Below are 24,074 nucleotides of genomic sequence, written 5' to 3'. Positions count from 1 at the left end.
AGATGTGTCTAAGAGACAGCTCGTCCTCGCGATCATGAAGTTGGCCGGGACGAACCGGACGGTTCGCGCCGCCAACTTCATGATCGACGGGGAAAAAGTGGCTGGGACGGTCAGAAGACCTCCATGGGGGAGGGGGCGCGGTGCCAGGTGAAGGCCGGCGTCAGCGCGGTCAGCGTGTGCGGGATCAGCTCCTGGACGTGGCCGGCGGCGGCCAGCGCGTACGGGTTCGCGCCCCCGAGGTACAGCTCGCCGAGCGCGCGTACGTCACACGCCAGGCCGGCCGGGGCCGTGGTGGGCGTGCACTCCGCCCCGTCGCGCCCGCCGACCAGCCGCCAGCGGCCGGTGTTCTCCTTCAACAGCTCGTCGGTGACCTCGATCACCACGTCCACGTCGGTGGCGTAGCGCCGGGCGGCGAGCGCGGCCGGCACGTCCACCACCCGTACCCAGAGCGCGTCGGCGAGCTGCGGGGAGAGCTGGCGGGGCTCGTCCACCAGCCGCAACAGCGGCTCGTCCAGGGCCGCGATCGGGAACGACAGCCGGCGGGTCAGGTCGACCGAGAGCAGCAACCGCCAAAGCGCCGTGTACGCCTCCGGCGTCGCCGCCACCACCTCGCCGACCTGCACCTCGGCCTGCGGCCCGGTGGCCGACGAGTTGTCCTTCGTCCGGTAGAGCGCGTACCCGTCGAGGCCGTCGGCGCCCTCGTGCAGCAGCACCCGGCGCTCGGTGGCGCCGCCCCGGTGCGCCTTGAGGTCCGCCAGCACGTACGACCACCAGCGCTCGTCGCGGCGGGACCAGCCGGGACGTTCGGCGCGGACCCGCTCGTACAGCCGGGCCAGCTCGTCCCGGTGCGCGTCCGGACGGTCCAGACGCAGCCTGCCCTCGGCGGGTGCCGGGGCGGGCAGCCGCAGGCCGGTGGTGTCCACGGACAGGACGTAGCGCGGGGCCGCCGACCCGTAGCCGAAGCGGGGGTAGATGCGTCCCTCGCTGGCCCAGAGCACCGCGATCGGCTCCCGGCCGGCGTCGCGGACGTCCCGCAGCTGGCGGCGCATCAGCGTGGTGAGCAGGCCCCGCCGCCGGTGCGTCGGCGCGACAGCGACCATCGTCACGTGCGCGGCGGGCACCTCCGCGCCCGGCACCGCGAGCTCGCGGCTGAACGCGGCGGCGTGCGCCACCGCCGTCCCGCCGTCGCGGACCAGCAGCGACCGGTCCGGCTCGAAGATCGGGCGTTCCAGCGCCTGCACCTCGGGGTCGAGATCGCCGTGGAAGGCCAGCGCCAGCAGCGCCGCGATGTCGTCGAAGTCCTCGGCTCGGGATACCAGCACGTCAGTCACGGCACGTGTGTATCGCACGGTGACGGGGGTCGGCACCCTATTTGCGGGCTGGCTACCCTCGGAACGGAGGCCGGTATCGGTCGAGGGGGAGGACGGAAGATGGCGGACCAGACACAGCCGTGGGCCGAGCGCACCGTGGAGGTGCCGCCCCAGCCGGGGGTGGTGCCCCCGCAGCGGGACGCGTTCCAGCGCGGGGTGGCGGCGGTCGGTCAGCCGCGCCCGTCGCGTACGCCGCGCACCGAGCAGTTCCCCACGGTCGAGCAGCACGGCGACTGGGCGGCGGAGCCGGCGCCGCGCCGGCCGATGAGCTGGCACCTGGCCCAGGCGCGCAAGGGCGGCGAGCTGAGCGCCGCCGGCGCGCTGTTCGCGTTCGTGTGCTGGGGCATCTGGGCGATCTCCGGCCGGGGCAACCTGGTCGCCCCGCTGCTGACGTTCGTGCTCAGCCTGCTCACCGCGGTCGGCCTGTTCGCGCTGGCCCGGCTGCTCGGCCGGCTGATCCTGGAGCGGCAGTTCGGCCGGGTGCGCCGCAGCGCCAAGGGCGCCCACCTGGTGACCGCGTTGTTCCTGGTCGGCGTCGGTGTGGCCTATCTCCAGCAGACCGAGTGGGTGGTCTCCGCCTGGAACTGGGTGACCGGCAACTGAGCCCACCGGTCGTCCGTCCGGTACGCGCCGGACGGACGACCCGGGGCGTCGGCGTCAGAAGGTGGTCGGCGCGCCGGCCGTCTTGCAGGCGGCGTTGATGTCCTTGCTGGCCTTCTCCATGGCGGGGTTGTCGGCGGCGGTGCCCGGGTCGGCGGCCGAGCCGGCCTTGCCGGCCTCCGCGCCGAACTCCTTCAGGGCGGTGGCCGCCTTGCCGTCGCCGGCGGTCCCGGCCAGCTCGGTCACCCGGTTGCCGAGTTCGATCAGGATCGCGCCGGTCTGCTTCGTCAGGTCGCCGCCTCCCTGCACGACGGCCATGAGCTTCGTCCGCATGTCCTTGTTGATCTTCTCTGCGGCGGTGCAGAGGTCCTTGTCGTTCACGGCGGCCGCCGACGGCGAGGGGGCCGCCGTGGAGGGGGCCGCGGAGGCCGACGTGGCCGTCGGCCCGGCCGTGGTCGAGGGCTTCTCGTCGGCGCACGCGGCGAGGCCCAGCACGGCACAGGTCAGGAGGATCGGGATGATCCGGTTCGTTTTCACGTCTGGGCACGCTAGTCGATGCCCGTCATTGATCAAACCCGGTTTGCCGGGGTGGTCCGCGGGACGCACGGGCGGGCGGCATGCGTGCCGCCCGCCCGTGCCCGGCCGCGGTACGCCGCGACACCGGTCGTCGCTCCACCAGGACCGTGCTGCCTTACCCCGCCGCACGGGCTTCATCCGTCGCCCGTTGGGCTGAGCGCTCAGCCCTGCTCGTCGGCCTTCGGCGACGCGACCCGGGCCGCCGGGTCCTCGACGCCCGGCTCGCCGCCACCGGGGGCCACCATGCCGTCGTAGTTGTAGACCACGCCCTCGTCGCCGTGCTGCTTGGTGGTCCGGATGTAGCGGTGGATCATCCCGTCGATCTCGATCTCCACCAGGGCCTTGCCGTCCGTGTCCTGGCTGCTGCCGTCGCGGGGACCGCCCACCAGGTACGCCTTCGTGTTCGTCTCCATGTGCCCGCCCTACCCCCGTCCGGGCCGGCGGAAACGGCCGGGTCGGCGACCGCCCACCGCCGTGAGCGGCCGTTCAGCGAGCCGGGGCGTGCTTCCGGCGCACCGGCCCCGCCCGGCCGTCGTGCCGGCCCGGCGTCGCGGAGCAGCATGACGGCATGGGCGCGTATCGATCAGCGTACGAGCGGAGCATCGCCGACCCGGCCGGCTTCTGGCGGGACGCGGCGGCCGACATCGACTGGGTCATCCCGCCGGAACGCATCCTCGACGACTCGGCGGCGCCGCTGTACCGCTGGTTCCCCGACGGGGTGCTGAACACCTGCCACAACGCGCTGGACCGGCACGTCGCCGCCGGGCGCGGCGACCAGCCCGCGCTGATCCACGACAGCCCGGTGACCGGCACGGTCCGTACCCTCACCTACGCCGAACTGCTCGCCGAGACCGCCCGGTTCGCCGGTGCGCTGCGCCGGCTCGGCGTCGGCCGGGGCGACCGGGTGCTGCTCTACCTGGCGATGGTCCCAGAGGCGGTGGTCGCCATGCTGGCGTGCGCCCGGATCGGCGCGGTGCACTCCGTGGTGTTCGGCGGGTTTGCCGCGCACGAGCTGGCCGTCCGGATCGACGACGCGCGGCCGAAGGTGGTGGTGGCCACCTCCTGCGGCATCGAGGCCGACCGGGTGGTGCCGTACCACCCGATCCTGACCGCCGCACTCGACGAGGCCGCGCACGCGCCGGAGCGCTGCGTGGTGGTGCAGCGCCCGCAGGAGCCGGCCCCGCTGGTGCCGGGCCGCGACCTGACCTGGGCCGAGGTGATGGCGGACGCGGAACCGGCGCCGTGCGAGCCGGTGGCCGCCACCGACCCGCTCTACGTCCTCTACACCTCCGGCACCACCGGCCGGCCCAAGGGCGTGGTGCGGGACAACGGCGGGCACGCGGTGGCGCTGCGCTGGTCGATGCGCAACGTCTACGGCATCGAGCCGGGCGAGGTCTTCTGGGCCGCCTCCGACGTGGGTTGGGTGGTCGGCCACTCCTACATCGTGTACGCGCCGCTGCTCACCGGCGCGACGACTGTGCTCTACGAGGGCAAGCCGGTCGGCACCCCCGACGCCGGGGCGTTCTGGCGGGTCGCCGCCGAGCACCGGGTGGCCGCGTTGTTCACCGCGCCCACCGCGATCCGGGCGATCCGCCGCCAGGACCCGGACGGCAGCCACATCGACCGGTACGACCTGGGCGCGCTGCGTACCCTCTTCCTCGCCGGTGAGCGGCTGGACCCGGACACCTGGGCCTGGGCGGGGGCGCGGCTCGGCGTACCCGTGGTGGACAACTGGTGGCAGACGGAGACCGGCTGGCCGGTGGCGGCCAACCCGCGCGGCCTGGAGCCGCTGCCGATCAAGCCCGGGTCGCCGTCGGTGCCGGTGCCCGGCTACGACGTGCGCGTGGTCGACGGCGCGGGCCGGGACGTGCCGCCCGGCACGGACGGCTCGATCGTGATCCGGCTGCCGCTGCCGCCCGGCTGCCTGCCCACGCTCTGGGGTGACGACGAGCGGTTCGTCCGCTCCTACCTGTCGACGTTCCCCGGCCACTACCTGACCGGTGACGGCGGCCGGTTCGACGAGGACGGCTACCTGTACGTGATGGGCCGCACCGACGACGTCATCAACGTGGCCGGGCACCGCCTGTCCACCGGCGCGATGGAGGAGGTCCTGGCGACGCACCCGGCCGTGGCCGAGTGCGCGGTGATCGGCGTGGCCGACGCGCTCAAGGGGCAGGTGCCCAGCGGGTACGTGGTGCTCAAGGCCGGCGCCGACGTGGACCCGGACGCGCTCGCCGCGGAGCTGGTCGCGCTGGTCCGGCAGCGGATCGGCCCGGTGGCCGCGTTCCGCCGGGTCACTGTGGTGCCGGCGCTGCCGAAGACCCGCTCCGGGAAGATCCTGCGGCGCACCATGCGGGGCCTGGTGGAAGGGCGCGACGAGCCGGTGCCGGCGACCATCGACGACCCGGGCGCGCTCGCCGTCTTCCGCGATCTCGGCGCCACGAGCTGACGCGACCGGGCCGACCCGGCGCCGGACGGACGGTCCCCGGCCGGACTCCACCGGCCGGGGACCGCCTGCGGTCAGCGCCGGACCGGGTTGGCGGCGGCGTAGTCGCGGGCGACCCGGACCAGTTCCACCAGGCCGCCGGCGTACTCCTGCGCCTCGGCGTGCGCCTCGTCGAACGGCGGCTGGAAGCCGACGCCCTCCCACTGACCGGTGGCCTCGTTCCACCTGTCGTTGCCCACCTCGAAGTCCCAGGCGAAGATGCCCAGCTCGTAGTAGAGCTGGTCGGCCGAGTTGCCGGCCGCCGAGTAGAGCACGTCGGCGACCGGGCCGGTCTGCGACGGCCAGGTGACGGTGCCGCGCTCGGCCGCGATGGCGCCGACGATGCGCCGCGCGCTGCCCAGGAACAGCGTCGACTCGTCGATCGACGGGCGCGGCAGCGTCACCCGCCCGTCGGCCCTGTACGCCCCGGGCGGCCACATGAAGTAGCCGCCGTACGAGTGCACGTTCATCGCGAACTTGATGTTCGGGTGGGCCTTGGCCAGGTCGATCACGTTGCGGCTCTCCGGCTCGGACAGCTCCGCCGTGCCCGCGTAGTTGCCGGACAGGCAGTTCGCGCTCGCGCCCACGTACCCGTCGAACAGCGATCCGACCGTGTAGTTGCGGTTGACGTCGACGCCCCACATGGTGCGGTTCTTCGGGTCACGGGAGGCGCCGGTGCAGTGGTTGACCAGGTTCTTGCGCTGGAAGTTGTAGTCGTGGAACGAGTAGTTCGCGCCGTCCGGGTTGACGGTCGGGACGACGAACACGTCCACCTGCTCCAGCAGCTTGCGGGTCGCCGCGTCGGTACGCGCGTTCGCCAGCAGCCGCTCGGCGAACTCCAGCGTCACGAGCGGGGTCGCCCACTCGCGGGCGTGCTCCTGCGAGTACGCCAGCACGCCGATCCGGGAGCCGTCGCGGTGCTTGCCGATCCGCAGCGCCTGCACCGTCCACGGCCGGGCCGGCACCTCGGTGCCCTGCAAGCCGTCGTCGAGGCGGACCGGACCGGTCACCGGCATCGGCAGGCCGGCCGAGCCGTCCTCCACCGTGGCCCGGAAGCGGGCGCCCCGCGGGGCGTTGATCAGGGCGGCGACGTCGTCGGTGGTGCTCGTGACCTTGCCCGCGCCGTCGGTGGCCAGCGAGATGGTGAGCACCCGGTCCCGGTAACGCATGCTCAGCGGCCGGTTCGGCCGGCCCGGGTCGACGGTGCGCACCTGTACGCCGTTCATGCCCTGGTCGCCGAAGCGGACCGACTCGACCACGACGGCGGCGGCCGCCGGGTCGCCCAGGTAGGCGGCGGCGTTGCGGCGGTAGCCCTGGGTCTTGTTCGGCAGGTCGATGACGTCGACCAGGTCGCGGTACTGGCGGCCGAGCCGGGCGATGCGCGCCTTGATGTCCACGGGCGTCAGGTACGCGTCGATGAAGTCCTTCTGGTAGCCGGCCGGCTGCGGCGGCGGGGTCGCGTTCGGCCAGAGCGACGGCGTCACCGGCCGGCTCGTGCCGCCCAGCGTGGAGGTGGCGGTGAGCTGCACCGGGCGGCTCGGCACCGGCTGCGGCAGCGCGTAGTGGTACTGGTACTCGCCCGAGTCCTCGAAGCGGTACAGCGGGAACGAGCCGGTGGCGCCGTCGGCCGTCCGCCAGGTGACAGTGATCTCGACGTCCGGGTCGTCGGTGGCGGTGGTGGCGACCTGGGCCTGGAGGAACGTCCGGCCGCCGGTGGTCCACCAGTACGCCTGGAGGAACTGGAGCGTGTCGACGGCGGCGGCGCCGCTCGTACGCAGCCCGGCGCGGGTGCGGTCCTGCGCGGCGCGGCGGCTCTCGGCCAGGTGCCGGGCACCGTCGTCGGCGCGCTGCACCACCTGCACGGCGGTGGCCCCCTGCCGGGTGAGGTCGGTGAGCTGCCGTCCGGTGAGGACCAGGTCGGCGATCCACTCGCCGTCGCGGGAGCGGGGACGGTTGGCCAGGTCGGCGCCGCCCGCGACCAGGCGGTCGAGCTGCGCCCGGTCGGCGAGCTGCATGCGGACCAGAGCGGTCTCGGTGGGGGCGAGCGTGATCGCGGGGGAGGGCGGTGCGGCGGCGCCCGGCCCGGGATGGGCCAGCGCCGCGGCGATCAGGATGCTGGTGGTGGCGAGTGCGGTCCACCGTCGTCGGACGAACACGGGGCCTCCTGACGGACGTCGATCTCTCTGCCGTTCACACCAACCGAGGCATCGATCGCTGTCAAGCTCACTTCCGGTCAGCCGGCGAACCGGTACAACCGGAACTCCTTGTCCGCGCCGCACACCAGCATCTCCGTGTTCCACGAACAGGACTCGCTGCGGATCTGCTTCAACTGCCCCATCTCGACCGGCTTGCCGTCCACCGCCGTCCCGGCGAGGACCCGGTCGTCCTCGTACGCGCTCGGCGTCTCGGAGAAGATCAGCAGATTTCCGGCGTCCAGCCGGACCGCCACCCCGTCCCGGTCGCGCATCACCACCGCGCCGTCCGGCGCGAACAGCGTCACCGCGTCCGGTGAGTCCCGCCCGGCCAGCACGTGCTCACCGACCGGCACCAGCGACTCGGCGCGCGGCGCCGGCCACTGCCGGGTGCCCTCACCCTCGGTCGCCGCCACCACCCGGGTGTCGTCGGCGCCGCTGCCGGGAGTCTCCAGCAGGCACACGCGACGTTCCCCGCAGGTGACGAGATCCTTCACCCGGCCGCCCTGCTCCGGCGCCTCGTACAGCACGCTGGGCGTGCCGAGACCGCCCAGGTCGTACGCGAGCAGCCGCAGGCCACGATCGTTCTCCGCCACGTACAGCCGGTCGTCGCGGGCGGCCATCGGATCGTCGAGGCCGGCCATGTTGCCCCGCTCCTTGAGGACCTTCCCGCTGCGCATGTCCAGGACCCGGACCGAGCGGTCCGCGCCGACCTGCACGAGCCGGTCCGCCTTCCCCGCCCACGGCGCGAGCGGCGCGCCCTCGGCGTCGGCGGGGCCGTCCAGTGCCGCGCCCGTGCGTACCGGGACGACCTTCGTGCGCGCGTCGCCGTACTCGGTGCGCGGGTTGCGCCGCTCCCACCGCTGGCGGCCGTCGTCCAGCCGCAGCCCGACCAGGCGTTCGCCGGTGCGGTCCAGCCGGACGATCGTGTCGGGCCCGAGGTACAGGGTGTCGTCGCGGCCGACGTCGGTCTGCCAGCGCTGCTTGCCGGAGTCGCCGTCGAGCACCGCGAGCACGCGCGGGGTGCCGCTGCCGGTGGCGTCGCCGAGGACGAGCAGCCCGTCGGGCAGCGCCCGGATCCCCGCCCACCGCTGCGCGGCCGCGTCGGTCCGCTTCTCCCAGACCGTCTTCCCGGTGGCCGCCTCGACGGCCGTCACGTGCAGGTGGTCGTCGGGCAGCGAACGGACCAGGTAGGCGCGTTCCCCGAGCGTCGCGGTGAACATCTGGTCCGGCCGCGTGTCACCGGCGGACACCGTCCTCACCAGCTCGGCCGTGTGGAAGTCAAGCGCCGGGTGCCGGTCCCGGAAGACCCAGAGCAGCACCGCCGCCGCCGCCACGGCGACGACCACGAGACCCGCGCCGAGCGCGATCAACCGGCCGCGCCGTGGCCGGCCGCCGCCGGGCCGGACACCGCCCGGGGCGGGGGAGAAGGGCGCCCCGGGTACGCCTGGACCGGGCCCCGCCGGCGGCCATCCTCCACCGGGCGGGGGCGGCGGCATCCCGGGTACGCCGGGTCCGGCGTGGTGCGCGGCGGGCGCTGCCCCCGGCACGAAACCGGGGGCGCCCGGAGTGCCGTCGTACCTCGGGTGCGGGACCGGGCTCCCGGCGAGCGGCGTGCCGTCGTACCTCGTGGGGGACGTCGGGCCGACGGGCCCGTCGGCGACCAGCGTGCCGTGCGGACCGGCGGGCGCCGCGTCCGCTCCGCCGAACGGCGCGGTCGGGTTCGGCCTCGTCGCACCGGCGGGGACCGTGGCCGCGGTGGCGTCCGCAGCCGAACCGGCGCCCACGCCGACCAGGAACAGGCCGGACAGTTGCTCGGGGCGCAGCCCGGCGGCGGCGGTCACCTCCCGGGTCTCCGTCACCGCCCGGGCCAGCAGCGGCGCGGCCAGGCGTTCGAAGTCCTCCCGGGACAGCGGGACCGCCGCCTCCACCCCCGGTACGGCGACCGGCGCCACCATGGCCCGGGACAGCATCTCCTTGGCGCCGCGCACGTTGTCCCAGAGTTGCTGGCGGTCCCGCCGCTCGGCGGTGCTCGCCGGAGCGGTCAGCCGGGCCCACTCGCGCGGGTGGACCGGGCCGACCAGCTCGCCGAGCCGTCCGAGCAGGGCCGCGTCCAGGTCGAGACCGCCGAGGTCGGGGATCCCGCCGGTGGCGACCAGCTGGAAACCGGAGTCGCCCCACGGGTCGGCGCCCTCGTTGCGCAGCACCGCCACGTCGAGCGTGCCGCCGCCGAAGTCGAACACCGCCACCGAGCCGCCCACCGGCACCGGCCGGCGCAGCACCTGCGTGAAGTAGCGCGCGGCGGCCACCGGCTCGCGCAGCAGGCGGGTGCCGGGCGCGATCGGCCCGGCCAGCGTGTGCTCGGCCGCGGCCGGCCAGCCGGCGAGTTCCAGCGCGTCGTGCAGCACCTGACGGCGGGCCGGCGTCCAGGCCGCCGGGTGGGTGACCACCGCCGGGGGCAGCATCCCGACCGCCGCCACCGCCGCGTCCGCGACCGCGCGCAGCGTCGCGGCCAGCAGCTCCGCCGGCCGGTACGCCCGCCCGCCCAGCTCCACCGTCTCCTCGTCGACCCGGCGCTTCGGGTTCGGCTCGTAGCCGGCCGGGTCGGCCTGGGCCAGGCGCTGCGCGTCCCGCCCGACGTGCAGGTGACCGTCCGCGTCGGCGTGGACGCCGGACGGCAGGATCGGGTGGCCGTCGACGAGCACCGGCCGGGTCCGCCCGTCCGGCCAGCGCAGCACCGCCACGGTGTTCGAGGTGCCGAGGTCCACGCCGAGGGCGAAACCGTCCTGCTGGCCTGCCATCCGCGGCTACCTCCACCACCCGACGAGGATGTCCGGCCCGCATCGTACGCAGGCCGCGCCGCCGCGCCGCCCACCCGGCCCGGGAATGGACTGGCCGGTACGACGCTCGGCCGCATACCGTCACCGTCATGAAGGTGATCTCCGTGAACGTGGGCCGACCGCAACCGAACCCGTGGAAGGGGATCGGGGCCACCGGCATCGACAAGCGGCCCGTGGACGGTCGCGTCGCCGTCACCGCGCCCGGCCCCAAGGGCACCGGCGACGTCGGGCTCGCCGGTGACCGGGTCTACGACGTCGCCCACCACGGCGGCACCGACCAGGCGGTCTACGCGTACGCGCGGGAGGACCTCGACCACTGGGAGGCCGAGCTGGGCCGCCCGCTCGCCGACGGCAGCTTCGGGGAGAACCTGACCACCACCGGGCTGGACGTCAACGGCGCGCGGATCGGCGAGCGGTGGCGGATCGGGCCGGACCTGGTGCTGGAGGTCTCCTGCCCGCGCATCCCCTGCGGCACGTTCCAGGGGTGGCTGGGCGAACGCGGCTGGATCAAGCGGTTCACCCAGGAGGTACGGCCCGGGGCGTACCTGCGGGTGGTCACGCCGGGCAGCGTCGGCGCCGGGGACCCGGTCGAGATCGTGCACCGGCCCGACCACGACGTGACTGTGGCGCTGGTGTTCCGGGCCACGATGCTGGAGCCGGAGCTGCTGCCCCGGCTGCTGGTCGCCGACGCGCTGCCCGCGGAGGACATGGCGCAGCTCCGCCGCCGCCTGTCCTGACCGGCGGACGGTCAGGGGTGTCCGCCTCCGGCCCGCCGCCTGGCCGCCACCACCAGCCCGGCGGCGAGTACCGCCACTGTCGCGCCGCCGACGATCCACCAGAGGCCGGGGACGTGCCGTCCCGCGACCTGCGTCCGCTCCACCGAGGCGGCGGACGGGGTGGCGGCGAGGGCCGGGGCCGAGATCTCGCGGATCCCGGCGCACAGCCCGGTTTCCCCGGCTGACGAGTTCACCCGGTACCGGGCGCCGACGCGGAAGCCGTAGCCGCAACTCTCCTCGCTGCGCGACACCTTCAGGCCGAGCGTGTCCCCGACCCCGGCGCCGCCCTTCTCGACCGAGTCGACGGTGATCCGGACCCCGCGGTCGGTCACCTCCGAGACGGTGCCGACGACGATGCTGTCCGCCCGCTCGTCCCGCTCGGTCGTGGACAGGGCGCACGAGCAGGCCCACGCGGGTTCGGCGGGCGACATGACCACGACCAGGCCGAGCGCGGCCAGGGCGACGACGAGCAGGGCACGAAGTCTCATGGCCGCTTCGACGCCGCCGGACACCAGTCGGTTCCGCGCCCGCTTGACGTCAACCGGACTTCAGGTCGGACGCTTGCGGACGTGCTGAACTCCGTACTCGACGAGGCGTACGAGCGCGTACGCCACACCGGTCCCGAGCGCGACGGGTGGCTGTCCAACCACGTGCCGATGGCGGCGGAGGCCCTGGTGCGCCACGGGCATGAACGAGCTGTGCACCGCTGGATCGACGCGTACGCCGACCGGCTGGAGGAACGCCCGCGCGGCATCCGGCGCATCGCCGCCGACGAGTGGCGCGACCCGCTCGGCGACCCGGTGCGTACCGGCGACTGGCTCGACCTCTTCGACCGCGAGCTGGCCGGCGACCCGTGGCGCGACGTGCTGGCCCGGTGGTGGCCACGACTGCTGCCGGGCATCGCCGCCGGCGCCACCCACGGCGTCATCCGCGTCGGCCACGCCGTGCGCGCGCTGCTCGACGCCGAGAACGCACCGCGCGTGGCCGAACTCGGCCAGGGGCTCGCCTACTGGGCCGCCCGCTGGCAGCCGCTCGCCCCGCCCGGCGCCGGGCCGTACCCCGGAACCGACGCCCGGTCCGCGCTCGACGCCGTGCCGCGCGTACCCGATCAGCGGTTCGGCATCCGGTCCCGCCTGGCGCAGCTGGCAGACCTGGACCGGTGGCCGGCCGCCGCGGCGGCCGTGCCCGGCGACGCCGCCGACGACGTGCCCACCCGGCTCGCCGCTGTCGTCGACGCCGCGGTGGTCCGGCACGGCACGCACGGGTACGCCAGTCCCGTGATGCTCGTGCACGCCGCCACCGCGCCGAACGCCGTCCTGCGTACCCTGCCGGCCCTGCCGCCGGCGCTGTGGCCCCCGAGCCTGGCCGCCGCCTGGGCGGCGACCGCCGCCGTCACCGCGGCCTACGCCCCGGCCGAGGCCCGTTCCCTCCCGCCGGCCGCCGGGCCGGAACTCGACGAGGCCGTGGCGCGGGCGCTGGACACCGGGGACGCGCACGCGATCAAATTCGTCGACACCCTGAGCGATGCGTACGCCCGCAGGGCCGACCCGGCCCTGCTCGCCGTCGCCGCCCGATCCGTCGAGCAGATCGCCGCCGACTGAACACGTGGAGGGCCGATGACACCCGACGACGAAGCGTTCCTGCGCCGCGCCGTGGAACTCGCCGACCGGGCCGGCGCGTCCGGCGAGCGGCCGTTCGCGTCGCTGCTCGTCGGCGCGGACGGCACCGTCCTGATCGAGGACCACAACACGGTGGTCTCCGACCGGGACGTCACCGCCCATCCGGAGCTGAAACTGGCCCGCTGGGCCGCCCGGCAGCTCGCCCCCGAGGCGGCGGTCGCCACCACCATGTACACCAGCTGTCAGCCCTGCCCGATGTGCACCGTGGCGATCAACGCGTCCGGCCTCGGCCGGGTCGTGTACGCGTTGTCCACCGAACAGTTCGAGCAGGTCAAGCCGGCGACTTCGGCGCCGCGTCCGGTGCGGTACGACGGGCCGGCGCTGTTCGACGAGGCACGCCGGCCGGTCGAGGACCACTACTAGCACCGGGGCGACGGTGGACGCGCCACGGCGGAGCACCGGGTCGAGCGGCGCTGTGGCCTCCGGCGTCGCTACATGGCCGTATGGTGGCCGCCCCTGCTGCGAGGAAGCGGCTGGGCCGAGATGTGGAGATGGTGGAATCGTGATCGCACCGGAATCGGCGCGGCAGATCGCCGAAGAGTTCCTGGACACCGAGATCCGATACCGCTTCTCCCATTCGGTCGTCATCGTGGACGACGCCGTGAAGGAACTCGACGACGTGTACGTGTTCCCCTACGACGGGAAGGCGTACGTCGAAACCGGCGACTGGCGCGAGGCGATGGCCGGCAACTCTCCGGTCGCGGTGGACAAGCGAACGGGCGAAGCCCGCTTCTCTGCCTGAACGCGGAGATCGCCTGCCCACGCACCGGGGTGCCGGCACCGTCGTCACGCGGGGCACCGCGGACGGTGCGCGACGCCTACGCTGTGCCGCACGGCGACAGGGGGTGGGCCGGTGGGGCGTCGGCCGGGGTACGTCGCGATGGCGCTGCTCGGCGCGCTGCTGTTCGGTACGGCCGGCCTGGCCCTCGGGTCCTGGTACGGCGGCCGGGGCACCGAGCCGCTGAGCGCCGAGGCAACTCGGAGCGCGCCCGGCGAACTGCTTCCCGGTGTCGAGCCGAGCGGCGCGACGACAGTGCAGGGCTACCGGTACGGCGTCTGGCTGGCCGCCGACGACGTCGGCGGGAGCCGGATCGAGTTCCAGTACGGCGACGGCGCCGACTGCGCGCTGTCCGAGCTGATGCGGCGGGCCGCCGAGAGGCGCGGATGGCGGGAAATCCGTCGCGTGCCGGGGCGCCTCGTGCGACGGCTGGCGGGCCGAGCGAGACGGGATGACGGTCACGCTCACCCATCCGGCGCACGGGTCGAGGCTGAGCATCACGCAGTCCGCCCCCGGAGGGTTCCGCGCCGCCACGATCACCGGCACCCTGCTCGGCGCCGTCGCCGGTGCGGTGCTGTTCCGGGTGGTGGCACGGGGTCGTCGGCCCGTACCCCTGCTGGTCGGCACCCTGGTGACCGTCGCCCTGTTCCCGGGGGCCGCCCTCACCTGGATGGATCTGGCCGCGAATCGGCTCGCCGAGCCGGTGTGGCCCGTCTGGCGCGGGCTCGCTCCCGTGCTGGTGCCGCTCTGGCTCGTGCTCCTTCTGATCGGCGTGATCGTCCTCACGAGGCGACGGGATCCGGCCGTGCCCGTCACCGATCCGGTCGCTACTGGTCATGCGGGCTGATCAGTGGATGCCCGACTCGTCGTACGGCACGCAGTCCCACAGGGTGTTCGCACGCTCGCGGACGACCGCGAACACCGGCCGGGACAGCACTACGTCGCCCGCCCGCTGGACGCGCACGACGATCCCCAGTTCGTCGGAGGCCGGATCGCCTTCCGGGGCGTACTGCGACGCGATGCCGCGCGCCAGCACGTAGCTCAGGAACTGCTCCTCCAGCCGGGACGGCACACGTCCGACCAGCCTGATTCCGTCCAGCGTCACCTGTGGGCCGTGCCGCGCATCGACGACCACGCAGAACAGACCCTCTGTCTTGCCGTAATAGGCCGTGACGGCGGTGGCATGGGCAGGGACGCACGCGTTGCGGAACTCCGCCTTCTTCGGCTGGTCAAAGTCGTGTTGTGCGACGGAGACCGATGCAGCGAACCCGGGTAGCGCCTCGACGGCCTCGTCGTGGCTCATGCCGAACCGCAGAGGTCCCACGCTGACCGACGGCGTGTACGTCCACTGCTCTCGCTCTGCCTCGGTCAGGACATGCCAGGGGCTTGTCATGAGTCAGCCACTCCCATCTCGTTCGTGGCCGCAGGGTTCGTGCTCGGCCTGGCTCTCCGCCAGCGGGTGCCGATGAGCCTTCGGTTGCTCGCCCATTCTCCGGACGGCTGCGTTGCGCCGAAGCCCGGAAGCGGCCCGGGAACTAGAACGCGACTCCAGGGTGCGGGCTAGCCTGACCGCCGTGACGTCGATCGAGCAGCTTGAACGGGACGTCTGGCCGGACCCCGGCCCGGAGGCCACGTCTCTCATGAGGCGCTGCGTGGAGCTACGACGCAAGCCGCTGGCTGAGTTCACTGTCGAAGACCTGCGCATCATGCTCGGGCAGGAAATCGGCGTTCCTGCTCTGCTGCCTCTCGCGTTGCAGGTCCTGCTTCGCGATCCGTTGGCGGAGGGCGACTACTACCCGGGTGACCTGCTCGCCAACGTGCTGCGGCTCCCCGAGCCGGCGTGGTCGGGCCTGCGAGCCGAACGGGAGCGGCTGCGCTCTGTCCTGGCCGAACTTGTCGCCGGTCGCCCGTTCTCCGACCCGGACCCTGAACCTCGCGAGCCGGACCGGCACCTGCGCGACGCCGTCTTGCGGTTCCTCGGTCGATGAGAGCGGCGGAGGTCATCTGCCGGCGAGGTGCTCTGGTGGCATCATCGATCCGTGCCTGTGATCGAAGTTGTCCTCGGTGACATCACCCGAGAGGACGTCGATGCCGTCGTTACCGCGGCGAATGAGTCGCTGCTGGGTGGCGGCGGTGTGGACGGGGCGATTCATCGTGCAGCCGGACCGCGGCTGGCCCAGGCGGGTGCCGCGCTGGCACCGTGCGATCCGGGCGATGCGGTCGCCACGCCGGCGTTCGATCTGGACCCACCGGTACGCCATGTCATTCACACCGTCGGCCCGGTGTGGGAAGGCGGCGGCTACGGTGAGGCCGACGTCCTGGCGTCGTGCTACCGGCGCAGCCTCGAGGTTGCCGATGAGATCGCCGCTCGCCGGGTCGCCTTCCCCGCCATCGCTACTGGTGTCTACGGGTTTCCGGGGGACCAGGCAGCGAAGATCGCAATCTCGACCATCAGAGCGACACCGACGAACGTCGAGCACGTCCGCCTGGTCGCCTTCGACCAGGCCACGTACGAGCTGCTGGTTTCGGCGCTCCAGGGTTCCGGCCGTTGAGTTCGTGAGGCGGGTTCTCGCCGGCGGCCAGAGCAGCTGACGGCCACGGATGGCCCGAGCGGGGGAGCCGCCGACCGGCCCAGGATCGGGGATGCAGCCCCTGACCGGGGCCGGAGGCTGTTGGAGCGGGCGACGGGAATCGAACCCGCACCGTCAGTTTGGAAGACTGAAGCTCTGCCATTGAGCTACGCCCGCGAGCGCCCCACCACAGCAGGGCGCGCCGACAGCGTACCGAATCACCCCCGCCGCCGTGCAGCGCGTACCCCGCGCACGCCGCCGACCGTCAAGATCCACACAACTTCGGCGAGGTGGCGCCTTCCTACGCCCCGGACCCAGCCACTTCCCCGAGGTGGCGCCCGACGCCACCCCGGCGCCACCCCGACGCCACCCCGGCGGCACCCGGTCACCCGCGCGGGCGGCCGGACGGCATACACTCTTCGTCGCCACCGGGGTGTGGCGCAGCTTGGTAGCGCACTCGCTTTGGGAGCGAGGGGCCGTGGGTTCAAATCCCGCCACCCCGACTGTCGTTCGCGACCGGATCGTCCCGGGAACCGCCGGTTTTTTCCGCGCGGTACCCGGGCCCTGCCGATGCCGTCGGCCGGCTCGCCTACACTCGATGCGCGCAATCACGCCCCAGACTGAACACCCAGATCCGTCAAGGAGTACGCCTGTGAAGAGCACCGTCGAGACTCTGAGCCCGACGCGCGTGCGGCTCGCCATCGAGGTGCCGTTCGTCGAGCTCGAGCCGAGCCTCAAGAAGGCGTACCGGGAGATCGGCCAGCAGGTCCAGGTTCCCGGCTTCCGCCGGGGCAAGGTTCCCAGCGCGGTGATCGACCAGCGGGTGGGCCGGGGGACCGTCCTCAACGAGGCGATCCAGGAGGCCATCCCGCAGAACATCCTCGCCGCGGTCCGGGAGCACGACCTGAAGACGCTCGGCCGTCCCGAGGTCGACATCACCGAGTTCAACGATGGCGACTCGCTCAACTTCACCGCCGAGGTGGACGTCCGGCCGGAGATCACCCTGCCGGACCCGGCCACCATCGAGGTGACCGTCGACGAGATCGAGATCGCCGACAGCGAGATCGACGAGCAGATCAACAGCCTGCGCGAGCGGTTCGCCACGCTGAAGACCGTCGAGCGGGCCGCCCAGGAGGGCGACTTCGTGCAGATCGACCTGAACGCCACGGTCGACGGCGAGGAGGTCCCGGGCGGTTCGGCGAGCAACATCTCGCACGAGGTGGGCAGCAAGCAGCTTCTGCCGGGTCTGGACGAGGCGCTGGTCGGCCTGGCCGCCGGCGACAGCACCACCTTCACCACGCAGCTCGTCGGCGGCGACTTCGCCGGCCGTGATGCAGACGTGGCGGTGACCGTCCGCACGGTCAAGGAGAAGGAGCTCCCCGAGCTCAACGACGACTTCGCGCAGATGGCCAGCGAGTTCGACACCATCGACGAGCTGCGCGGCGACCTGCGGGAGCGGGTCACCCGGGGCAAGCAGGTCGAGCAGATCTACGCCGCCCGTGACAAGGCCCTGGAGCAGATGGTGGCCGCCGCCGAGGTGCCGGCGCCCGAGGGCGTCGTCAAGGAGGAGGTCGAGAGCCGCAAGGCCGCGATGGTCGACCAGCTCGAGCGCATCGGCGCCTCCCTGGAGGAATACCTCGCGGCGGAGGAGAAGACCGAGGAGCAGATCGACACGGAGCTGACCGAGGCGGCGACCGACGGCGTCAAGATCCAGCTCCTGCTGGACACCCTGGCCGACGCCGAGGACGTGCAGGTCTCCGACGACGAGTTCGGTCACGAGATCGTGCACCGGGCGCAGCGCGCCGGCATGGCCCCGCAGCAGTACTACGACCAGCTGGTCCGCTCCGGCGCCGCCGCGGCCGTCTTCGGCGACGTCCGCCGGGGCAAGGCGCTCGCCGCGGTGATGGAGAAGATCAAGATCAAGGACTCGGCGGGCAACGAGGTCTCCCTCGACGCGCTGCGGGCCCAGAACGAGGCCGAGCACGACCACCAGCACTGATCATCGGGGGTGTCGGCCGCCGTCCCGCGCTGCGCGCCGGGAGGCGGCCGAAACCCTTTCCGGGGTACGCCGTGCGGGTGACTGCGCTGAGAGCGAACAGTGCCCCGACCGGGAGTACGCCTCCCGGCTGAGCGGTTAGTGTCGGGTAGGACGGTACGGAGAGCGAAGGGCTGCCATGACCGACATGCACATCCCCAAGAAGTCGCTCCGGGTGAACGAGGCCCGCGGTGGCGACTCCATTGGCAACCTCGACGACTCGGTCTACAACCGGTTGCTCAAGGAACGGATCATCTTCCTGGGCAGCGAGGTGAACGACCAGGTGGCCAACCGCATCTGCGCGCAGCTCCTGCTGCTCGCCGCGGAGGACCCGGACCGCGACATCTTCCTCTGGATCAACTCGCCGGGTGGCTCGGTCTACTCCGGCATGGCGATCTACGACACCATGCAGTACATCGACAACGACGTCTCGACCGTGGCGATGGGCATGGCCGCCTCGATGGGCCAGCTGCTGCTCTGCGCGGGCACCAAGGGCAAGCGCTACGCCCTGCCGCACGCGCGGATCATGATGCACCAGCCGTCGGGCGGCCTCGGCGGCACCGCGTCGGACATCGCGATCCAGGCCGAGCAGATGCTCTACACCAAGCGGATGTTCCAGGAGCGGGTCGCGTTCCACACCGGCCAGTCCCAGGCGCAGATCGAGGCGGACTCGGACCGTGACCGCTGGTTCACCGCCCAGGAGGCCATGGACTACGGCTTCATCGACAAGGTGATCATCGGGGCCGCGCAGGTTCCGGATGGCGCCGGGACCCTGAGCTGACCGAGGAGCTGACGATGACCGACCTGAGCCTGCCGCCCCAGTTCGCGGCTGTGCACAACCGCTACGTCCTGCCGTCGTTCGTCGAGCGCACGTCGTACGGGATGAAGGAGTCCAACCCGTACAACAAGCTCTTCGAGGACCGGATCATCTTCCTCGGCGTGCAGGTGGACGACGCGTCGGCCAACGACGTGATGGCCCAACTGCTGACGCTGGAGGGCACCGACCCGGACCGCGACATCATCATGTACATCAACTCGCCCGGTGGCTCCTTCACCGCCATGACGGCGATCTACGACACCATGCAGTACGTCCGCCCGGACATCCAGACCGTCTGCCTCGGGCAGGCGGCGAGCGCGGCGGCGGTGCTGCTCTCCGCGGGCACCCCGGGCAAGCGGATGGCGCTGCCCAACTCCCGGATCATCATCCACCAGCCGGCCACCGAGGGTGGCTACGGTCAGGGCTCGGACATCGAGATCCAGGCGCGGGAGATCCTGCGGATGCGGACGCAGCTGGAGGACATGCTGTCCCGGCACTGCAACCGCCCGATCGAGCAGGTTCGCAAGGACATCGACCGTGACAAGATCATGACGGCCGAGGAGTCCAAGGAGTACGGGCTGGTCGACACGATCCTGACCAGCCGCAAGAAGGGTCTGCTGGCGTCGCACGCCGCGGGCTGAGCAACGTGTGGTCGGAGGTCGGTCGGGGTATCGTTCCCGGTCGACCTCTGACACACCCGTTTTGGGGGTCGGAGAAAACCCGGCCACCGGGTAACGTCGGGTCTGTACCGCTCCGCCGGTCGGATCAGGTGGAGCCGACAGCATGGTGGGACGACAGGACGAACGGGCGCTCCGGCGCCCGCAGGTCAGGGCCGGCGTTCCGGCCGACGAGTGCAGGGAGAACGTAGGTGGCACGGATCGGTGACGGCGGCGACCTACTCAAGTGCTCCTTCTGTGGCAAGTCGCAGAAGCAGGTCAAGAAGCTCATCGCGGGCCCTGGTGTCTACATCTGCGACGAGTGCATCGATCTCTGTAACGAGATCATCGAAGAGGAGTTGGCCGAGTCCGGCGAGGTGAAGTGGGAAGAGCTTCCCAAGCCGATGGAGATCTGCCAGTTCCTCGACAACTACGTCGTCGGTCAGGAGCAGGCCAAGAAGGCGCTCGCCGTCGCGGTCTACAACCACTACAAGCGGATCCAGGCCGAGGCGGCCGGCGCGCCGGGCTCCGGCACCGACGGCGTCGAGCTGGCCAAGTCCAACATCCTGCTGCTCGGCCCGACCGGCTGCGGCAAGACGCACCTGGCGCAGACGCTCGCCCGGATGCTCAACGTCCCGTTCGCGATCGCCGACGCCACCGCGCTCACCGAGGCGGGCTACGTCGGTGAGGACGTCGAGAACATCCTGCTGAAGCTCATCCAGGCCGCCGACTACGACATCAAGCGCGCCGAGACCGGCATCATCTACATCGACGAGGTCGACAAGATCGCCCGTAAGTCGGAGAACCCGTCGATCACCCGCGACGTCTCCGGCGAGGGTGTGCAGCAGGCGCTGCTGAAGATGCTCGAAGGCACTGTCGCCAACGTGCCGCCGCAGGGCGGGCGTAAGCACCCGCACCAGGAGTTCATCCAGATCGACACCACGAACGTGCTGTTCATCTGCGGTGGCGCGTTCGCCGGGCTCGACCAGATCATCGAGGCGCGCACCGGCTCCGGCGGCACCGGCTTCGGCGCCCGGCTCCGGTCGGTGTCCGAGCGGTCGACCGACGACATCTTCAGCCAGGTCATGCCGGAGGACATGCTGAAGTTCGGGCTCATCCCCGAGTTCATCGGCCGGCTTCCGGTGATCACCAACGTGCGCAGCCTCGACCGCAGCGCCCTGGTGCGGATCCTGACCGAGCCGCGCAACGCGCTGGTCCGGCAGTACCAGCGCCTGTTCGAGCTGGACGGCGTCGAGCTGGAGTTCGAGCCGCCCGCGCTGGAGGCCATCGCCGACCAGGCCATGCTCCGCGGCACCGGTGCCCGCGGCCTGCGGGCGATCATGGAAGAGGTGCTCCTCTCCGTGATGTACGAGGTGCCGAGCAACCCCGACGCCGCCCGGGTGCTGATCACCCGCGAGGTCGTCCTGGAGAACGTCAACCCGACGATCGTGCCCCGCGAGTTCACCGGCCGGCGCCGGCGGGACCGCGAGGAGAAGTCGGCCTGACCCGCCGTTCGCGACCGCGCCCGGGTCAGCTCGGGCGCGGTCCGCGTGAACGGGTCCGCCGGTCCCATTCGCCCGACGGGGTGACCACCACCATCATCAGGCGCACCGGTTCGTCACCGGCCGTGCGGTAGCCGTGTTCCCGGTCGGCGTGGAACTCGACAGTCTCGCCGGCGCGTACCTCGTGGTCGACGCCGTCGACTGTGACAGTGGCGGCGCCGTCGAGCACGTGCAGGATCTCCCGGGTGCCGTGGGCGTGGTCGGAGGACTGCAGCGCCTCCCCGGGTTCCATCCGCCAGTCCCACAGCTCGACCAGGTCGGGTTCGCCGAGTCCACTGAGCAGACGCGCGAGGCCGCCGTGGGGGCCGCGCCACAGCACCGGTGCCTCGTCCGCCGCGCTGACCCGTACGGTGCTCTCCTCGGCGGGCTCCAGCAGCCGGGCGATGCTGACGCCGAACGCGTCGGCGACCCGGCAGAGCGTGCCGATGCTGGGGTTGGTCCGGGCGCCCTCGATCTGCACCAGCATGCCCTTGCTGACCCCGGACCGGCCGGCCAGTTCCTCGAACGACCAGCCACGGGCGGCGCGTAGCTCACGTACCTGACGGGCGACAGCGGAGGTCACCGCGCCGACCCGTCCGCTTGCGTCGGTCATCACACTGTCCTTCACGGTCACTATTGTGGTACGACTGCGGGGTGCTCCCCATTGTCCTCGCCGCCGTGTCCGCGCTCGCCTTCGGCACCGCCGACTTCGCCGGCGGCAAGGCGTCCCGGCGCGCCGACCCGATCGCCGTGACAGTGGTGTCGCAGATCCTCAGCGTTCCGCTGCTGCTCGTCCTCGTCCTCGTGGTGCCCGGCTCGCCGAGCCCGCTCGACCTGGGATGGGGACTGCTCGCCGGCGTGGCGGGCGCGGGTGGCGTCATGCTGCTCTACCGCGCGCTCGCCACCGGCGTGATGGCCGTCGTCGCCCCGGTCACCGCGATCACCGCGGCGATCGTGCCGATCGTCGCCGGCCTGGTCCTCGCCCACTCCCCGGGCGCCGTCGCGCTCGGCGGCGCCGGGCTCGCCGTGGTCGCCATCGGGCTGGTCAGCCTTGGGGAGCGCGGCGCGGCGCGCCGCGTCTCCGGCCGCGTGCTCGGCATGGCGCTGGCCGCCGGACTGCTCTTCGGCATCTTCTTCGCGCTGCTCGGCCAGGCCGACGAGGCCGCCGGCATGTGGCCGGTCCTGGCGGTACGCGTCAGCTCGATCGCGTTCGGCCTCGCGCTCGCCGTCCGCACCGGCGCACGACTGCGCCTGGGACGGCGGGTCCTCGGCTGGGCCGCGGCGGCCGGTCTGCTCGACTCCGCCGCGAACGCGCTCTTCCTCGCCGCGGCGGGCCGGGGGCACCTGAGCGTGGTGGCCGCCATCGCCTCGCTCTACCCGGCGAGCACCGTCCTGCTCGCGCTCGCCGTCGACCGGGAACGACTCCGGCCGGCACAGGTCGCGGGGCTCGGCTTCGCCGCGGCAGCGCTCGTCCTGTCCAGCGTCTGAGCCCTGTCGCGCGCCCGCTTCCGCCCGTACCCTCGGGTCATGCGCGTTGCCGTCTGCCAGCTCAACGCCCGCGACGACCGGGCGGCGAACCTTGCCGCCGCCGAGGCCCTGCTGGTCAGGGCCGCGGCGGCCGGCGCGGATCTCGCCCTGCTTCCGGAGTACGTCGACTACCTCGGTCACGCCGACCGGATGCCGCCCGCCGAGCCGGTCGACGGCACGGTGGGGCGCTTCTTCGCGGAGACCGCCCGCCGGCTGGGCATGTGGGTGATCGCCGGCTCGTTCCACGAGGCCGGTCCGGACCCGGCGCACACCTGGAACACCTCGCTGGTCTTCGACCGCGAGGGCACGCTCGCCGCCGCGTACCGGAAGATCCATCTGTACGACGTGGAGATCCCCGGTCGGGTCTCCTACCTGGAGTCGGCAACCGTCGCGCCCGGCGAGAAGCCCGTTGTGGTCGACGTGGATGGACTCCGGGTGGGCCTGTCCATCTGTTACGACCTGAGGTTCCCGGAGTTGTACCGGCAGCTCGCGACCGACGGCGGCGCCGAACTGCTCGTCGTGCCGGCGGCGTTCATGATGCACACCGGGCGGGACCACTGGGAGGTGCTGCTGCGGGCCCGGGCGATCGAGAACCAGTGCTTCGTGGCGGCGGCGGGCCAGACCGGTGACCACGACCCGGGCCGGACCTGCTTCGGACGCAGCATGGTGGTCGACCCGTGGGGGACGGTGCTGAGTCAGGTCGGCGACGGTCCGGGATTGGCCGTCACCGAGATCGACCTGGAGCGGCTGCGGACGATCCGCAGCGAGCTGCCCAGCCTCGCCAACCGCCGGCTCTGACCGCGGTCAGCTTCCGAACAGCAGACCCAGTGCGGCGATCCCGGCGATCGCCGCCGCGGTGATCAGCAGCGCGGTCGTCATCCGGGAGGGGCCGCGCCGGGCCAGGCGTCTGACCGACAGCAGCAGTACGGCGAGCACGACGGCCCCGATCACCAACTGCCAGAACGGCAGCAGGAGGCCGAGCAGAGCGTCCTCGGCGACGGCCGGGACCGGGGACGGATCATCCATGCCGACCACTCTGGCACGGCGCCGCTCCCGGCGTCCCCCTTCGGCAATGGCCCTCCTGCGGACGGTCGCGCGCTCGCCCAATGACGATCATTGATTTGCCTTCCGAGGCGGGTCCGCGTAACTTTCTCTCTGCACGCGGGAGGCCGGGCAAACCGGCCGAGAGCGGGCGCCAGGCTGGTGGCGGTGACGCCGAGCCAGACTGAGATTCGGGCGGTGCTCGACACTCCGGGACACGGAGTTGCGAATGCGAAGCCGGCCGGGTAGAGTTCGAAAGCCGGCAGGGAGCCGGGCGGGTGGTTGCGAGAGCGACGCCGGCCGGTCCGCCGAAACCCACGAGAGCAAAGACCACCGGAAACGGTGAGCGTCAGCGTGGGTCTGGTCGAACCAAGTTGATCACCTCGGACACGAGGTTGACGACGGAAGTAAGACCGAGTAGGTTGGAGAGGTTGCCCCAAACGGGGGTTCCGCTAGCGCGGGGTTTCTGGTTGGTGTGTGGTTGTTCTTTGAGAACTCAACAGGGTGCTTGTAAAGCCAGTGCCAATTGTTTTATACCCCGGACTGGTCAGGCTGTTGTCTGGCTGGTTGGGATTCCTTTGGCAACACTTT

24 protein-coding genes and 2 tRNA genes are annotated in these 24,074 nt (G+C 72.4%); 16 read left to right on the top strand and 10 right to left on the bottom strand.

The window, feature by feature from the left end; genetic code table 11:
- Window positions 1-110 precede the first annotated feature (110 nt).
- On the bottom strand, window positions 111-1,331 hold the full coding sequence (locus EAD96_RS03340) for a GNAT family N-acetyltransferase (protein ID WP_233585393.1): 1,221 nt from the start codon (window positions 1,329-1,331) through the stop codon (window positions 111-113).
- Window positions 1,332-1,430: 99 nt separating this feature from the next.
- On the opposite strand from EAD96_RS03340, the gene EAD96_RS03335 reads away from it, so the two are divergent.
- A complete protein-coding gene (locus EAD96_RS03335; protein WP_121683221.1) occupies window positions 1,431-1,973 on the top strand; it encodes a hypothetical protein in 543 nt (180 codons plus the stop codon).
- Between the two features lie 54 nt (window positions 1,974-2,027).
- Here the strand turns inward: EAD96_RS03335 and EAD96_RS03330 are convergent, their stop codons facing one another.
- Both EAD96_RS03330 and EAD96_RS03325 read right to left on the bottom strand, forming a co-directional pair.
- Complete coding sequence (locus EAD96_RS03330; protein ID WP_121683220.1) at window positions 2,028-2,507, bottom strand: hypothetical protein; 480 nt, start codon at window positions 2,505-2,507, stop codon at window positions 2,028-2,030.
- Window positions 2,508-2,707: 200 nt separating this feature from the next.
- Window positions 2,708-2,959 (bottom strand): hypothetical protein, encoded by a 252-nt coding sequence (locus tag EAD96_RS03325; protein ID WP_120573595.1) that lies wholly within the window; start codon window positions 2,957-2,959, stop codon window positions 2,708-2,710.
- 155 nt (window positions 2,960-3,114) lie between these two features.
- Between EAD96_RS03325 and EAD96_RS03320 the strand changes: the two genes are divergently transcribed.
- Complete coding sequence (locus EAD96_RS03320; RefSeq protein ID WP_121683219.1) at window positions 3,115-4,995, top strand: propionyl-CoA synthetase; 1,881 nt, start codon at window positions 3,115-3,117, stop codon at window positions 4,993-4,995.
- Window positions 4,996-5,066: 71 nt separating this feature from the next.
- On the opposite strand, the gene EAD96_RS03315 is transcribed toward EAD96_RS03320, so the two are convergent.
- Window positions 5,067-7,187 carry a M14 family zinc carboxypeptidase gene (locus EAD96_RS03315; RefSeq protein ID WP_121683218.1) on the bottom strand — a complete coding sequence of 707 codons (2,121 nt, stop codon included), beginning with the start codon at window positions 7,185-7,187 and terminating at the stop codon, window positions 5,067-5,069.
- A 77-nt stretch (window positions 7,188-7,264) separates the two neighbouring features.
- Entirely contained in the window at window positions 7,265-10,024 is a 2,760-nt protein-coding gene (locus tag EAD96_RS03310) for an Hsp70 family protein (protein ID WP_121683217.1), read from the bottom strand.
- A gap of 128 nt (window positions 10,025-10,152) precedes the next feature.
- Here EAD96_RS03310 and EAD96_RS03305 point away from each other — a divergent pair, with 128 nt between their 5' ends.
- The gene (locus EAD96_RS03305; RefSeq protein ID WP_121683216.1) at window positions 10,153-10,800 is read left to right on the top strand and encodes an MOSC domain-containing protein; all 648 of its coding nucleotides are present in this window, start codon (window positions 10,153-10,155) and stop codon (window positions 10,798-10,800) included.
- A gap of 11 nt (window positions 10,801-10,811) precedes the next feature.
- Here the strand turns inward: EAD96_RS03305 and EAD96_RS03300 are convergent, their stop codons facing one another.
- Entirely contained in the window at window positions 10,812-11,327 is a 516-nt protein-coding gene (locus tag EAD96_RS03300; RefSeq protein WP_121683224.1) for a hypothetical protein, read from the bottom strand.
- Window positions 11,328-11,408: 81 nt separating this feature from the next.
- Between EAD96_RS03300 and EAD96_RS03295 the strand changes: the two genes are divergently transcribed.
- The 4 genes from EAD96_RS03295 (at window position 11,409) to EAD96_RS31405 (ending at window position 14,143) form a co-directional block, all read left to right on the top strand.
- A complete protein-coding gene (locus EAD96_RS03295; RefSeq protein ID WP_233585391.1) occupies window positions 11,409-12,440 on the top strand; it encodes a questin oxidase family protein in 1,032 nt (343 codons plus the stop codon).
- 15 nt (window positions 12,441-12,455) lie between these two features.
- Window positions 12,456-12,881 (top strand): nucleoside deaminase, encoded by a 426-nt coding sequence (locus EAD96_RS03290; RefSeq protein WP_121683215.1) that lies wholly within the window; start codon window positions 12,456-12,458, stop codon window positions 12,879-12,881.
- Between the two features lie 139 nt (window positions 12,882-13,020).
- On the top strand, window positions 13,021-13,260 hold the full coding sequence (locus tag EAD96_RS03285) for a YrhB domain-containing protein (protein WP_158614773.1): 240 nt from the start codon (window positions 13,021-13,023) through the stop codon (window positions 13,258-13,260).
- A gap of 487 nt (window positions 13,261-13,747) precedes the next feature.
- Window positions 13,748-14,143: a hypothetical protein gene (locus EAD96_RS31405; protein ID WP_233585388.1), complete on the top strand. Its 396-nt coding sequence runs from the start codon at window positions 13,748-13,750 to the stop codon at window positions 14,141-14,143.
- Here EAD96_RS31405 and EAD96_RS31125 read toward each other — a convergent pair whose 3' ends face one another.
- Window positions 14,144-14,599: a hypothetical protein gene (locus EAD96_RS31125; protein ID WP_199733055.1), complete on the bottom strand. Its 456-nt coding sequence runs from the start codon at window positions 14,597-14,599 to the stop codon at window positions 14,144-14,146.
- A 271-nt stretch (window positions 14,600-14,870) separates the two neighbouring features.
- Between EAD96_RS31125 and EAD96_RS03270 the strand changes: the two genes are divergently transcribed.
- Window positions 14,871-15,284 (top strand): contact-dependent growth inhibition system immunity protein, encoded by a 414-nt coding sequence (locus tag EAD96_RS03270; RefSeq protein ID WP_158614772.1) that lies wholly within the window; start codon window positions 14,871-14,873, stop codon window positions 15,282-15,284.
- A gap of 51 nt (window positions 15,285-15,335) precedes the next feature.
- Entirely contained in the window at window positions 15,336-15,848 is a 513-nt protein-coding gene (locus tag EAD96_RS03265) for an O-acetyl-ADP-ribose deacetylase (RefSeq protein ID WP_121683213.1), read from the top strand.
- Between the two features lie 121 nt (window positions 15,849-15,969).
- Here EAD96_RS03265 and EAD96_RS03260 read toward each other — a convergent pair.
- Window positions 15,970-16,043: transfer RNA gene (locus tag EAD96_RS03260), tRNA-Gly, on the bottom strand.
- Window positions 16,044-16,295: 252 nt separating this feature from the next.
- Here EAD96_RS03260 and EAD96_RS03255 point away from each other — a divergent pair.
- The 5 genes from EAD96_RS03255 to clpX all read left to right on the top strand — a co-directional run bounded on the left by EAD96_RS03255 (window position 16,296) and on the right by clpX (window position 20,879).
- A tRNA-Pro gene (locus tag EAD96_RS03255) sits at window positions 16,296-16,369 on the top strand.
- Between the two features lie 149 nt (window positions 16,370-16,518).
- On the top strand, window positions 16,519-17,865 hold the full coding sequence (tig, locus tag EAD96_RS03250) for a trigger factor (RefSeq protein ID WP_120573609.1): 1,347 nt from the start codon (window positions 16,519-16,521) through the stop codon (window positions 17,863-17,865).
- Window positions 17,866-18,040: 175 nt separating this feature from the next.
- Window positions 18,041-18,682 (top strand): ATP-dependent Clp protease proteolytic subunit, encoded by a 642-nt coding sequence (locus tag EAD96_RS03245; protein WP_013288035.1) that lies wholly within the window; start codon window positions 18,041-18,043, stop codon window positions 18,680-18,682.
- 14 nt (window positions 18,683-18,696) lie between these two features.
- Window positions 18,697-19,359, top strand: a complete 663-nt coding sequence (locus EAD96_RS03240; RefSeq protein WP_013288034.1) for an ATP-dependent Clp protease proteolytic subunit — start codon at window positions 18,697-18,699, stop codon at window positions 19,357-19,359.
- A 227-nt stretch (window positions 19,360-19,586) separates the two neighbouring features.
- On the top strand, window positions 19,587-20,879 hold the full coding sequence (gene clpX, locus EAD96_RS03235) for an ATP-dependent Clp protease ATP-binding subunit ClpX (protein WP_091423211.1): 1,293 nt from the start codon (window positions 19,587-19,589) through the stop codon (window positions 20,877-20,879).
- A 25-nt stretch (window positions 20,880-20,904) separates the two neighbouring features.
- On the opposite strand, the gene EAD96_RS03230 is transcribed toward clpX, so the two are convergent.
- Complete coding sequence (locus tag EAD96_RS03230) at window positions 20,905-21,528, bottom strand: helix-turn-helix domain-containing protein (protein WP_120574192.1); 624 nt, start codon at window positions 21,526-21,528, stop codon at window positions 20,905-20,907.
- A gap of 41 nt (window positions 21,529-21,569) precedes the next feature.
- On the opposite strand from EAD96_RS03230, the gene EAD96_RS03225 reads away from it, so the two are divergent.
- Together EAD96_RS03225 and EAD96_RS03220 are read left to right on the top strand one after the other, a co-directional pair.
- On the top strand, window positions 21,570-22,403 hold the full coding sequence (locus EAD96_RS03225; RefSeq protein WP_120574193.1) for an EamA family transporter: 834 nt from the start codon (window positions 21,570-21,572) through the stop codon (window positions 22,401-22,403).
- A gap of 39 nt (window positions 22,404-22,442) precedes the next feature.
- Complete coding sequence (locus tag EAD96_RS03220; RefSeq protein WP_120573610.1) at window positions 22,443-23,240, top strand: carbon-nitrogen hydrolase family protein; 798 nt, start codon at window positions 22,443-22,445, stop codon at window positions 23,238-23,240.
- 6 nt (window positions 23,241-23,246) lie between these two features.
- Here the strand turns inward: EAD96_RS03220 and EAD96_RS03215 are convergent, their stop codons facing one another.
- Window positions 23,247-23,468 (bottom strand): hypothetical protein, encoded by a 222-nt coding sequence (locus EAD96_RS03215; protein ID WP_091423357.1) that lies wholly within the window; start codon window positions 23,466-23,468, stop codon window positions 23,247-23,249.
- Between the last annotated feature and the right edge of the window lie 606 nt (window positions 23,469-24,074).

The organism is Micromonospora sp. BL1 (assembly GCF_003667485.1).
In the GTDB taxonomy this organism is placed as follows: domain Bacteria; phylum Actinomycetota; class Actinomycetes; order Mycobacteriales; family Micromonosporaceae; genus Micromonospora; species Micromonospora tulbaghiae.
The sequence above is the reverse complement of the archived record's forward strand: the minus strand, read 5'-3'. Positions and strand labels throughout refer to the sequence as shown.